The sequence below is a fragment of the Cryobacterium lyxosi genome, assembly GCF_004403345.1.
Classification (GTDB): Bacteria; Actinomycetota; Actinomycetes; order Actinomycetales; family Microbacteriaceae; genus Cryobacterium; species Cryobacterium lyxosi.
The window spans coordinates 261603-274125 of sequence record NZ_SOGT01000011.1 but is presented as its reverse complement, the minus strand read 5'-3'; the positions used below and the strand labels follow the sequence as shown (position 1 = coordinate 274125).

Below are 12523 nucleotides of genomic sequence, written 5' to 3'. Positions count from 1 at the left end.
TCGGTTCGACCCAAGACTGGGAGTTCCGACAGAATGGATCGATGACGAAGCAACAGCATCCATGGTCGCGCTACGTCGCTCTTGGCGATTCGTTCACCGAGGGCATTGGCGATCCTGAACAGCAGAGCCCCGGCGGGCATCGTGGCTGGGCAGATCGGGTTGCCGAGATCCTTAGTGACGGTACCGACGATTTCGCCTATGCCAACCTCGCGGTCCGTGGCAAACTTCTCCGGCAGATTGCCGATGAACAGATCGAACCTGCCCTCGCGCTACGACCCGACCTGATCACCATCTCGGCTGGCGGTAACGACGTGATTCGACCAGGGACCGACCCTGATTCCATCGCAGCGCGCTTGGACGCGGCGATTTCCCGGCTGACGCACGATGGCGCGACAGTCGTGCTGTTCACCGGCGCGGATGTGGGCTTCTCCCCTGTTTTTCGCAGCATTCGCGGTAAGGTCGCCATCTACAACGAAAACATTCGGGCGATCGCCACCAAGTACGACTGCATCGTGGCCGACATGTGGCAGTTGACCGAGATTCAAGACCCTCGCATGTGGGCTCCGGACCGGCTGCATCTCAACGCTCTCGGACATCACACGGTCGCGCGCATGGTGCTGCAGACCCTCAACGTGACGAGTTCCCTCGCACCGAGCGAACCGGAACCCATGCCGGGCACCACGTGGCGTCAGGCGCGAACGGAAGACCTTGTCTGGGCGCGGGAATACCTTGTGCCCTGGGTCCTGCGCCGGGTGCGCCACCAATCCTCCGGCGACCACGTTCTGCCCAAACGACCAGACGCCGGCCCTTTCACCCTGCCTCCGGTTTGACCGCTTGTGCCGACGCCGTACGTTCCGGATTAGATGAGTCCGGAGGGGGTGAGTCGGGATGGCGCGGCGAGGTCAGCCGGCGGCGAGCTCGCCGGGGTTTCCCATGCGCCAGGCCGGTCCGGGATCCGCGAGGGTGAGCTGCAATTCAAGCGGCACGGTCACCGTAGTCGGCGATGTGGTACCGATCGTGAAGGACACCTCGCCAACCTCGTCGCCGGCCCGGCCGAGTTGCACGTCCTTGGCCGTAGCGGTGCCCGCGATCGGCGAGTCCGACCAGACCAGAACGGATGCCGCCCGCTCGGCGACGATGTCGCTCACGTCACCCCACGGTGTCGTGTAGCTGCCGAACACGGCGCCTTCTTCGGCCAGGACGACCTCGTGAAAGCCAGGCTGGACGCTCTCGATCAGCGCGGCAATCGCAGAATTGAGCTCGGCGTGAGTGTCCCCCCCGAGAACAACACCGACAAGGGTGACCGCGTGGGTGCCGATAGTGAAATCGGTCGAGAACAACAGGCAGGCACCGGCGACATCCGTTGTGCCCGTCTTGATGCCGTCGACGCCATCGCGGCCGAGCATCTTGTTCGTGTTGATAATAGTTCCGATGACCGGCAGGACCGCCGACGGGAGAGCGACGATTTCGGCGAGGGCCGGATGGCCGACGACGAGCTTGCCGATCTCTACCAAGTCGGCCAGGCTGCTCACGCTCGACGCGGAGAGACCGCTCGTATCCGCGATCCTGGTCTGGGTCAGGGTCTTGTCGGCCAGCCAGGTTTTCGCCGCTGCCAGGTAGTTGTCCACCGATCCGTACGCCCACACCGCGAGGGAAGACGCATAGTTGTTGGCCGACGGCAGCAGCATTGCCTCAAAAGCCTCACGTTGCGTGAGCACCATCCCCGAGACGACGGGTGCCACCGAACCGTTCTCGGCGAGCGCGTCGTAGTATCTGTCCACGTCGGCGTCGGTGAAGGTGATGTCGGGTCCGTCCTCGCCTGCACCGAGTGGCTTGGCCTCGAGGACGACCAGGGCTGTCACCATTTTTGCAATGCTCGCGATCGGCACCGTGTCTTCCTGGCCGGTCGAGGCCAGAACACCGGGGAAACCGACCGCGCCGATAGCACTCGCGCCGAAGGCCGGCCAGGCCGGTGCAGCCGCCGGTTGGGAGAGCTCGTTCGGCTGCAGGATCGACGCGGCGCTACCCGGTACGGGAGCCAGGTTAGTGGCGCCAACGTAGCCGATTCCGCCCAGTACGACGAGGAGAATGCTGAAGACGGCCAGTCTTCGGCGCCGGAGGAGGACACGCCGGGAGGGAGACATTCGTTCAGCCTAACTTCTTCGCGGCGCGCAGCCGGTCCGCCGAGTTCACGAGCGAATTCGCAGGGCGTAGAGCGCAACCGCGCTCGCCGAGGCGACATTGAGCGAGTCGACGCCGTGCAACATGGGAATCGTCACGACCGTGTCGGCGGCAGCCAAAGCGTGTTGGCTGAGCCCATCGCCCTCCGCGCCGAGGATGATGGCGAGCCGTTCGGGCGCCGCCTCGGCGAATACGTCGAGAGAGACCGCGTTGTCGGCCAGCGCCAGGGCGGCCAGGTGAAACCCCGCGGCGTGCAACAGCGGGGTGGCCACGCTCCACTCCGGCAGGCGAGTCCACGGTACCTGCAGCACCGTGCCCATGCTCACGCGCACACTTCGCCGGTAGAGCGGGTCCGCGCAGCGTGGGGTGATCAGCACGGCATCGGCACCGAGCCCGGCAACCGAACGAAAAATGGCGCCGACGTTCGTGTGGTCGACGATGTCTTCAAGGATCACAATGCGGCGGGCACTCGTCAGCAGCGCTTCGACCGGTTCCAGCGCCGGACGGTGCATGGCGGCGAGCGCTCCGCGGTGCAGGTTGTAGCCGGTGAGCTGCTCCAGCACGCCGGGCTCACCCACGTAAACCGGCACGTCGGGCCAGTCGACCAGCAAACGCGCGGCGTCCGGCATCCACTGTTCCTGAATCAGCAGGGACCGGGGCCGATGCCCGGCGTTCAGCGCCCGCGCGATCACCTTGGGTGACTCAGCGATATACAACCCGCCGGCCGGTTCGAGAACCCGTCGGAGGGCGACATCGGTCAACCGCGAATAGTCGGCGAGACCCGCACTGGACAGGTCGGTAATGCGGGTGATCTGCACGAAGTAGTGCCTTCCGACTCGAGTGACTGACCTCAAGCCTGACAGGTAGGTAGTCAAACAGGAAAACAGACGAGTTTAGAATCAGGTAACGGGTATTTTGTTCAGCTCGTCCGCCCATCTCTGCGTGAAAGGAGCACCGGTGACAGCCGACTCGGCCCTGCCCACCGAAACGGCGCCTGGCGACGCGCTCGAACCTACCGGCGCTCCCGATGCCGCCGCTGTGCTCGCCTCGGCGGTCGCCCTCGATTCTGAGCGGGCAGTGGATGCTGTAGCCACCCTGCTGCGCGGCAAGCGCGCCGCCGTCCTCACCGGTGCCGGCCTCAGCACCGATTCCGGCATTCCGGACTATCGCGGCGCCGGGGCGCCGATCCGCACTCCAATGACCTTTCAGACCTTCGTCGCCGATGAACGATCGCGCAAACGCTACTGGGCTGGCAGCCATTTGGGCTGGCGAGTGTTCCGCCAGGCTGAACCCAACCTCGGGCATCGCTCGCTGGTGCAGTTGGAAAACGCCGGTGCCATCGCCGGCATCATCACCCAGAACGTAGATGGCCTGCATACCCGCGCCGGCTCACTCCATGTCGTCGAACTGCACGGCTCCCTCGACCGGGTGATCTGTCTCGCCTGTGGCCAGGCGTTCGGCCGGGACAGCATCGCTGCCAGGCTCGAAACGGACAATCCCGTGCTCCGCCACCCGGAAAGCATCCGCATAGCTCCCGACGGCGATGCCGACGTGGGAAATATCGATGACTTCGTCGTGCCGAACTGCACGGTGTGCGGGGGCATGCTCAAGCCAAACGTTGTCTTTTTCGGTGAGCTCGTTCCCACGGAAACATTTCTCGAGGCATCCGCTGTGATCCAGGGCGCCGACGCCCTCGTCGTGGCAGGATCTTCGCTGGCCGTCAACTCCGGCATCCGCCTGGTGGAACAGGCTCGCCGGCGCAGGCTGCCCATCATTGTCATCAACCGCGGCGTCACCAAGGGTGATGGGCGTGCGCTGCACAAACTCGAAGCCGGTACCTCCGAAACCCTCGCCGCCTTGACCGAACGACTGCTGGGTTGACCGTTCGTGTCCGCCCGGCGAAGCACCAATCCGACTGGTGAATCACGCACGACCGTTTTCTCCATCGTGCGCCACGGCCAGACCGATTGGAATCTGCACCACCGGATTCAAGGTCGCACGGATATCCCGCTCAACGCTGCTGGGCGGGCTGAGGTGGTTGCAGCGGCGGCGCGCCTGCGGACCCGACACTGGAATGCGATAGCGACCAGCCCGCTGCTGCGCGCCGCTGAATCGGCCACAATCATTGCCACCGAACTCGGACTGGACGAACCCGTCGTGATTCCCACCCTGACCGAACGTCACCATGGGGCCATCGAGGGGCTCACCTTCACTGAACGCCAGCACCGGTTTCCCGACGGGGTGGCCGTTCCTGGCCTCGAAACCCGCCGCGACGTCGTCGACCGAGTACTCGCAGCGCTGGCGGGATTGGCCGCCGGGCGCGCCGGGCAATCCGTTCTGATACTGAGCCATGGCGGCATCATTGGTGCGTTGCTGCGTCACCTCACCGACGGCGACCGCCCGCGTCACGGCGAGTTCATTGCCAATGGTTCGGTGCACGATTTTCGATGGGAGAATGATCAGCTATCACTGACCCATTTCGATGCGACGATCCGATCGCCCGGCGATCGTGGTGAGGCTGTCGCGCCGCCGTTGCCCTGACCCTGCGAGGTCTGGCCGTGCGGAGTTGCCGTGTCGGAGACAATGGCACAGTCTCCCGTTCCGGGACGTGAAATGACGAGTCGCGGCGCCCGCTACGCGCTGGGTTTTGTCCCCTCCAACACCCCGAGCAGCGTGCGGGCCGACGCCGCCCAGGTGAACCGAGCGGCCTGCTCGATCGAGAGAGCGGATCGCGCTTCCCACTCCCCCGGAAGCGCCAGGCGACGCACGGCTGCCGCGATTGCGTCAGCACTGCGCGGATCGAAGTACAGCGCGGCAGCTCCGCCGATCTCACGAAAGATCGCAATATCACTGACCACGACGGGAATGCCGAGGCTCATCGCCTCAACCAGGGGAATTCCGAAACCCTCATCGAGTGAGGCGGTCACGAGCGCCGTCGCCGAGCGCACCAGGCGGTGATACTCCTCATCGGTCACCCCATCATGAAAGACCAGCCGGGCTTGCGTTGCCAAACGGGTCAGCCGTGTTCGTTCCGTCGCCGAAACCCGGCTGAGCAGGTGCAGTTCGTGGTCTGGCAGGTCAGCGAGAGCCTTGACCAGCGTGTCCAGGTTCTTGTACGGCATGAACGACCCCATGTAAATCAGGCGAGTCGTTTCCGGGATACTCCGGTGGGTAGGGGCGCCGGGAACGGGGTCGGCGGCGTTCGGCACCACGGTGACCGGCCGCCGGGTGAGGTGATGCTCGTTGATCAGTGAACGGGTGGTTTCGGAAACGGTCACAATGCCGTCGGCGCCGTTCAGCAGCATCCGTTGTGGCCACCAGGAGAGGTGGTAGGCGCGCCAGAGCAACCGGATCAACGGTGGGAGGTCGTGCGGGGGTGTGCGATTGCGGTAATAGATGAGATCGTGCACGGTCAGAAATAACCGGTATTTGCGGCCCCAGGAGCCCATGGTCTGCATGGGGCTGAAGACGACGTCGGGCTGCAGCCGATTGACCGTGAGGGCGATGAGTGGTTCGAGCAGACTGGTCGGGGCACGCACGAGCTGCCACGGCAGGGCGGGTAGCATCTTCAGCTGGCGGTGGTCACTGATCAGCATGGTGAGCGGATGCAGTCGGCCCAGTTCGGTGGCCAGGCCAGCGGTGTATCGGCTGATGCCGTCGTGGTGATCCAGACGCACGTAGCGGCAGTCGACGACGATTCTCATGCTGGTCGGTCCTCCGCGAGAAATTCACGGATGAACGCGGCGGCCGGTTTCGGCTTCTCGTAGTGGATGAGGTGGCCGACCCCGTTGATGACCCGCAGCGTGGCGTTCGGAAACAGCGACTGCAGTCGGTACTGCGCGGTCAGCGGCGTGATGTCGTCTTTGTCGGCCGCGATCAACAGCGTGGGCTGCCGGATGCGCGCAGCGAACTCGCTCACGTCATGACTGACCGAAGCGGCGAACGCCTCCATCACGACTCGACGGTTGGCGAAGACGCTGAAGTAACGGTCGTGCTGGTTGTGAATCCAGCGCCGCAGGCCCGGATCACGCGTCTTGGCCATGCTCACGCTCATGATGCGCACGATGGCTCGGTTCTGCAGCAACGCATAGCCCCAGCGATCCGGCAGGCTCGCAGCCGTCCAGTAGTAGAACACGGCCAGTCGGGTCAGCACACCGCGCGGCCCGGACAGTGCGGGCGCGGCGATCGGGTTGACCAGGATGACGTCGTGCGTCACCAGTCCGTCGGCCACGGCCGCAGCGACCACGATCGAGCCGAACGAGTGGCCCAGCACGACCAACCGCCCCGCCGGGGCCAACACCTGGACAAATTCCTGAAGCCAGTCGACGTATGCTGCCAGCGAGTGCACGCCTCCGGGCAGCGGCGCTGATCCACCGAAACCGGGCAGGTCGGGTGCCACTATACGCAGGTCAGCCGGGTTTGCGCCGTCGCCCAGCAGTTCGGCCACGACCAGTTGCAGACCGTGGTGATCGCCCCGAAACCCGTGAACGAGTAGAAGGGTTGTCGGTGCGTTGGGGTTGCCGTAATCCCAGTACCGCGTGTCTGTGCGCTGATGGTCCGTGCCGGGAACGGATGCGGTGACCTCACGCACGGGGAGGCGCTGTAAAAGCTTGTCGTAGGCAGAAGAAACGATCACCGGCCCTAGTTTAGACGCGACACTTATTCAAGGCTGGACGTGCACCGGGGTGGCCGATCTAGACTCAAGCCATCGAACGCATCGAGAGAGCCCTTTTGCGAGGAAGGAAGGAAAGCCGTGAGCTTTACCGCACCCATTCAGCTGCCCGGTTTGGCCCTCGATCCGCGGTGGTATCGCCGCGCCGTCTTCTATGAGGTGATGGTTCGGTCGTTCGTCGATAGCAATGCCGACGGCTCCGGAGACCTGGCGGGCCTCGTATCGAAGCTCGACTACCTGCAGTGGCTCGGCATCGACGCACTGTGGATTCCACCGTTCTTCAACTCACCGTTGAAAGACGGTGGCTACGACGTGGCCGATTACCGCACGATTTTGCCGGAATTCGGTACCCTCGAGGAATTCAAAGACCTCGTGACCAAAGCGCACGAACGTAATATGCGCATCGTGATCGATTTCCCACTGAACCACACGTCCGACCAGCACGAATGGTTCCAGCAATCCCGTGAGGACCCTGAAGGGCCCTACGGAGATTTCTACGTTTGGAGCGACACTGACGAGCGGTACCCCAACATTCGCATCATCTTCACTGACACCGAGGAATCGAACTGGGCCTTCGACCCAGTGCGTCGACAGTTCTTCTTCCACCGGTTCTTCTCACACCAGCCCGACCTCAATTTTGAGAACCCGGCCGTGCAGGAAGCAATTTTTGATGTCATACGGTTCTGGCTCGATCTTGGTGTCGATGGCTTTCGCCTGGATGCGATTCCGTACCTGTTCGAGTCCGAAGAGGGCAACGGTGAGGGCGAGCCGCCCACCCACGAGTTCGTCAAACGGCTGCGTGCCCTGGTCGATCGGGAATATCCCGGCCGAGTCATGATCGCCGAAGCCAACCAATGGCCGCGCGAGGTTGCCGCGTTCTTCGGCACCGACGATGAACCGGAATGCCACATGGCCTTCGATTTTCCGGTGATGCCGCGAATCTTTTACTCCCTACGCTCCCAGCAGGCCAACGAACTGGTGCGCGTACTCTCCGAAACGACCGACATTCCTCATGGTGCCGGCTGGGGCGTGTTTCTGCGCAACCACGACGAGCTCACCCTCGAAATGGTCAGCGAGGAATACCGCCAGGCCATGTACGGCTGGTATGCCTACGACCCACGAATGCGCGCCAACATCGGCATTCGCAGACGACTGGCACCCCTACTCGATAACTCCCGAGCGGAACTCGAGCTAGCCCATGCCCTGCTTTTTGCCCTCCCGGGGAGCCCGTTTCTGTACTACGGCGACGAGATCGGCATGGGCGACAATATCTGGTTGCCCGACCGGGATAGCTCCCGTACCCCGATGCAATGGACCCCTGATCGCAATGCCGGTTTCTCCGATGCCGACCCCGGCAAGCTATTCCTACCAATCGTGCAGTCTCTCGTCTACAACTTCACGCAGACCAATGTGGAGTCACAACTCGCCCAATCCGGTTCGCTTTTGCACTGGATTCGCAATGTGATCCACGTGCGCAAGGCGCATCCAACCTTCGGGCTTGGCGCGATCCGCGTGCTCACGACCAACCACGAATCCGTACTCGTATTCATCCGCAACTATGCGGGCTCCGGTTCTATGTTCGGCGACCAGCCGGAAACCGTGATGTGCGTGTTCAGTTTCTCGCACAACCCGGTCGCGTTCACGATCGATGATGTCGACATGGCCGGGACGCGGCTGTACGACTTATTCGGCGGCGCAGTCTTTCCCAGTTTCAATGAAGAAGGCTCACTCACCCTTACGCTCGGGGCGCAGAGTTTTTATTGGTTGCACTGCGGCTGACCACGTTGGCCGTTCGCCGGCCCGATCGTGACGAACTCCGGGTGAACGTTCATTGTCGCGATCGTGTGCACAACGTATCCTTGGCGTAGCATGCCATTCAAAGCCTGGAGGCCGGTCGTGGCTACATGGACTAGTACCGAAGACGGTGTCGAGAACGCTGCCCTGTGCGCCCACTTTCTTGAGGCCTTACCCGTGAACGGCGCCGCCGTCTCGGTTTTCGTCGGTGCGGTACCCGAGGCGGTCGTCTGTGCCACCGATCGCCTCGCCGCTCGGCTCGACGAACTGCAGTTCGATCTCGGCGAGGGACCTCGTTGGGAAGCGGCCCGTACGCGACTTCCCGTTTTGGAACCTCGGGTACAAGAGGTAGAGCATCCGTTGTGGCCGGTCTTCCACATGGCCCTGATGGACACGACGGTCAAAGCGCTCTACGTCTTCCCGCTTACTCTCGGCGCGCTCAATGTCGGTATCGTCGAGCTGTACAGCACAACCACGGGAGCACTTGATCGCACGGACCGCGCAAAAGCTTTGGTACTGGCCAACGAGGCCGCCTGGAATCTGCTCGACCATCTGCTTCAAGTGCAGGAGGCCGCTACCGACGAAACATCGTTGACGTCTCAAGCCTCCGCGGAGTCCCCACTGTCACGCCGGGAAATTCATCAGGCCACCGGGATGGTGTTGGTGCAGATGAACGTCACACCGACGGATGCCCTGCTGCTACTGCGCGCGCACGCCTTTTCCCACGGTAAAACAGTGCGCGCCATTGCAGGCGACGTGGTTGCACGGCGCCTGCAATTCAGCCCGGAAGCTGAAGGCCTGTGAAATACGCCGCTGCAAATTGATTCGACGGAAATCGACTCGGACACATTCACTCGGTATAGCTGACATATTGTCAGTAAAAGTTCTAGAATCCTTCCATGATCACCATGGCTCGCGCCTCACTGGTGAGCGCCGCTTTCATAAAGTTGACGGACACTCTCGTGGGCGAATATGACGTTCTCGACGTACTCCATACCCTGGTTGAGTCGTGCGTCGAAGTGCTCGACGCCACCGCGGCTGGTCTGCTGTTGGCCGACCCGAGTGGAGAATTACAGGTCGTGGCTTCGACGAGCGAAGAGAGCTACCTCGTGGAGGTTCTGCAACAGCAGGCTGGCGCGGGTCCGTGTGTGGACTGCTATCTCACCGGCACAGTCGTCACTCTGGGCGACATCGCAGCATGTCAGGACACCTACCCAGACTTTGCAGCCGCCGCGTTGTCTCAGGGATTTCACTCAGTGCACGCCATTCCAATGCGGGTGCACCATCGCACAATCGGTGCGCTCAACCTCTTTCGCTCTGACACCGGTGACGTCACCCCCGAAGACGCCGCGATCGGCCAGGCCCTGGCCGATGTCGCGACTATCAGTATTTTGCAGGAACGTACCGTGTACGAAGACGCCGTCGTCAATGAACAGTTGCAGCGCGCACTGAACAGTCGCATTCTGATCGAACAGGCCAAGGGAGTCATCGCCCAGGTCAGCATGGTCAACATGGACGAAGCCTTCAAACGACTGCGAGCGGATGCTCGGGCGAACAATCACACCATGCGTGAAAGTGCTGAAAACGTCATCAACCGAAGTGTGCACCTCTAATTCCACTCTGGACCCACGTTCCCCGGCATGCCAAAGCAGAGCACCAGCTGGTGCAGCGGAACGTGTCGGCGGTCGCCCCTAGGGTGGAAGTATGAGCACTTGGAGCGATCATCTCGCTGTATTCGACCTTGAAACTACCGGCATCGATGTAGAAACGTGTCGCATCGTGTCGGCCACTGTCGCCGTTATCGACGCCAGCGGTACGGCCGTGGAGCGCATCGATTGGCTGGTCGATCCGGGCATCGAGATTCCGGTCGGCGCCACCAACGTGCACGGAATCACAACAGAGCATGCCGTGGAGCACGGTCGCATGGCAGCCGAGGCTGTGGCCGAGATCGTCGGTGCACTTCGTGGTCACCTGAGCGACGGCCTACCGATTGTGGCCTACAACGCCCCCTACGACCTCACCCTGCTCGACCGCGAAGCCCTGCGCTATGGCATCGCTCCCCTGATCTCTCCCAGCCCGGTCGTCGATCCTCTGGTCATCGACAAAGCCGTCGACAAGTATCGAAAAGGCAAGCGCACCCTCGAGGTCACGAGCGCGTTCTACGGCGTCAGCCTGGAAGATGCGCACGATGCCGGAGCCGATGCGATCGCCGCCGGTCGTGTCGCTCAGGCGATCCACCGGGCGCACGAAGGTGCTCTACCGACCACTCTCGACGAGATGCACGCCCTGCAGGTCACCTGGTATCGCCAACAGGCCCAAAGCTTTCAGGAGTACATGCGGCGCGGCCGCGACCCCGAGTTTCTAGCCGACACCGCCTGGCCCCAGCGTTGATTCGGTCAGCGTTGATTCGGTCAGCGTTGCACAGGTAGTCGGTGACCGGGTAGTTGCTGACCAAGTAGTCGGTAGCTGGGTAGTCGGTGACCAGAAAAATTATTTGAGCCGAAATCGCTGAATTGGCCCCAATATTCAACTCGGAGACCTAACAAAAAAGCGACCAGCCGAAGCTGGTCGCTTTTTTGTTTCGCGCTAGGGAGTTCGTAAAAAAACCTGGTGTTATTTGCCGAAGCCCTTGTAGCGCGAGTTGAACTTCTCGACGCGGCCGGCGGAGTCCATGATGCGCTGTTTGCCCGTGTAGAACGGGTGCGATTCGGAGGAGATTTCCACGTCGATGACCGGGTACGTGGTTCCGTCTTCCCACTCGATGGTCTTCTTGCTCGAGACCGTCGACCGGGTCAGGAAGGTCGCACCGGAGGCGAGGTCGCGGAACACGACGGCAGAGTATTCGGGATGAATGTCAGACTTCATGAAGATTTCCTTTTGCACTTCTGGTGAACAGACTTGTAACTGGTCACAGTGCTGTTCGATTGTTGGGCACCGCTCGACGCATACTCAAAGGACGACGACAAGCTGGTTGGCCTGATGGCCAGCCCCTTACTTTAGCAGACCTTGCTTTCACTAAAAGAGCCTGGGAGTTGAAGTCGTCGTGTCGCGGCGTTCTGTTTAGACAGCGCGCGCCGCGAAGCGGCCGTCGGTCTCTATGAGTTCGATATTCAGGCCGAACGTTTCGCTCAGAGCCGTCTCGGTGAGTGCGGTGCCGATCGGCCCGGCCGAGACGATCTTGCCGCCGGACAGAAGTAGCACGTGGGTGAATCCAAGTGGAATCTCTTCAACGTGGTGGGTGACCATGATGATGGCCGGTGAGTTGGGTTCCTGAGCGAAGCCGCTGAGAAGCTGCAAAAGCGCTTCCCGTGCGCCGAGGTCGAGGCTCGCAGCAGGCTCGTCGAGTAAGAGAATTTCCGGGTCGGTCATGACGGAGCGGGCGATCTGAACCCGCTTCTGTTCTCCATCGCTCAGGGTGCCGAATTCGCGCTCGGCAAGATGATCGAGATTCCATTCCTGCAATACGCGCTGAGCGCGTCGTTCATCGATGGTCTCGTATTCTTCATTCCACCGGCCGGTTACCGAATAGGCCGCAGTCATGACTACGTCGAGTACCTTCTCTTTGGCGGGAACTTTCCGTGCCATGGCCGTCGAGGCAAACCCGATTCGGGGCCGCAGCTCAAAGACATCCGTTCCGCCCAGCGTCTCATCGAGTACCTCGGCCTGACCGGCCGACGGATGCATGAAAGCTGCGGCAATCTGTAACAGCGTGGTCTTGCCAGCCCCGTTCGGGCCGAGGATGACCCACCGCTGGTCGTCGTCGACACTCCAATTCACTGAGTCGAGGATGGTAGTGCCACCCCGGACGACCGAGACGTCGGTGAAATGCAAAACGTTGACCATATAGCCATGCTATCGGGCGGCGCCGACGCACAA

13 protein-coding genes are annotated in these 12523 nt (G+C 62.1%); 7 read left to right on the top strand and 6 right to left on the bottom strand.

The genetic code is table 11. From position 1 onward, the window contains the following. The first annotated feature begins 41 nt into the window (after positions 1–41). Positions 42–830: an SGNH/GDSL hydrolase family protein gene (locus E3T27_RS09320; protein WP_134572325.1), complete on the top strand. Its 789-nt coding sequence runs from the start codon at positions 42–44 to the stop codon at positions 828–830. 72 nt (positions 831–902) lie between these two features. Here the strand turns inward: E3T27_RS09320 and E3T27_RS09315 are convergent, their stop codons facing one another. Both E3T27_RS09315 and E3T27_RS09310 read right to left on the bottom strand, forming a co-directional pair. Next, entirely contained in the window at positions 903–2144 is a 1242-nt protein-coding gene (locus tag E3T27_RS09315; RefSeq protein ID WP_134572323.1) for a D-alanyl-D-alanine carboxypeptidase family protein, read from the bottom strand. A gap of 45 nt (positions 2145–2189) precedes the next feature. Then, positions 2190–2999 (bottom strand): TrmH family RNA methyltransferase, encoded by an 810-nt coding sequence (locus E3T27_RS09310; protein ID WP_104198009.1) that lies wholly within the window; start codon positions 2997–2999, stop codon positions 2190–2192. Between the two features lie 220 nt (positions 3000–3219). Between E3T27_RS09310 and E3T27_RS09305 the strand changes: the two genes are divergently transcribed. Beyond that, a complete protein-coding gene (locus E3T27_RS09305; RefSeq protein WP_134572461.1) occupies positions 3220–4062 on the top strand; it encodes a Sir2 family NAD-dependent protein deacetylase in 843 nt (280 codons plus the stop codon). Between the two features lie 6 nt (positions 4063–4068). After that, complete coding sequence (locus tag E3T27_RS09300; RefSeq protein WP_134572322.1) at positions 4069–4722, top strand: histidine phosphatase family protein; 654 nt, start codon at positions 4069–4071, stop codon at positions 4720–4722. Positions 4723–4814: 92 nt separating this feature from the next. Here E3T27_RS09300 and E3T27_RS09295 read toward each other — a convergent pair whose 3' ends face one another. Further along, positions 4815–5885, bottom strand: coding sequence for a glycosyltransferase family 4 protein (locus tag E3T27_RS09295; RefSeq protein ID WP_134572321.1), 1071 nt, complete (start codon positions 5883–5885; stop codon positions 4815–4817). Further along, positions 5882–6817 (bottom strand): alpha/beta fold hydrolase, encoded by a 936-nt coding sequence (locus E3T27_RS09290; RefSeq protein ID WP_134572320.1) that lies wholly within the window; start codon positions 6815–6817, stop codon positions 5882–5884. The genes E3T27_RS09295 and E3T27_RS09290 overlap by 4 nt, the downstream gene beginning before the upstream one ends. A 117-nt stretch (positions 6818–6934) precedes the next feature. On the opposite strand from E3T27_RS09290, the gene treS reads away from it, so the two are divergent. The 4 genes from treS (at position 6935) to E3T27_RS09270 (ending at position 11038) form a co-directional block, all read left to right on the top strand. Continuing rightward, positions 6935–8632: a maltose alpha-D-glucosyltransferase gene (gene treS, locus E3T27_RS09285; protein ID WP_104198004.1), complete on the top strand. Its 1698-nt coding sequence runs from the start codon at positions 6935–6937 to the stop codon at positions 8630–8632. A 117-nt stretch (positions 8633–8749) separates the two neighbouring features. After that, the gene (locus tag E3T27_RS09280; protein WP_104198003.1) at positions 8750–9451 is read left to right on the top strand and encodes a GAF and ANTAR domain-containing protein; all 702 of its coding nucleotides are present in this window, start codon (positions 8750–8752) and stop codon (positions 9449–9451) included. 95 nt (positions 9452–9546) lie between these two features. Beyond that, complete coding sequence (locus tag E3T27_RS09275; protein ID WP_134572319.1) at positions 9547–10260, top strand: GAF and ANTAR domain-containing protein; 714 nt, start codon at positions 9547–9549, stop codon at positions 10258–10260. Positions 10261–10351: 91 nt separating this feature from the next. After that, complete coding sequence (locus tag E3T27_RS09270; RefSeq protein WP_134572318.1) at positions 10352–11038, top strand: exonuclease domain-containing protein; 687 nt, start codon at positions 10352–10354, stop codon at positions 11036–11038. A gap of 222 nt (positions 11039–11260) precedes the next feature. On the opposite strand, the gene E3T27_RS09265 is transcribed toward E3T27_RS09270, so the two are convergent. Together E3T27_RS09265 and E3T27_RS09260 are read right to left on the bottom strand one after the other, a co-directional pair. Further along, positions 11261–11512 (bottom strand): type B 50S ribosomal protein L31, encoded by a 252-nt coding sequence (locus E3T27_RS09265; protein ID WP_104198000.1) that lies wholly within the window; start codon positions 11510–11512, stop codon positions 11261–11263. A 195-nt stretch (positions 11513–11707) separates the two neighbouring features. Further along, positions 11708–12490 (bottom strand): ABC transporter ATP-binding protein, encoded by a 783-nt coding sequence (locus E3T27_RS09260; protein ID WP_134572317.1) that lies wholly within the window; start codon positions 12488–12490, stop codon positions 11708–11710. Positions 12491–12523: the final 33 nt, after the last annotated feature.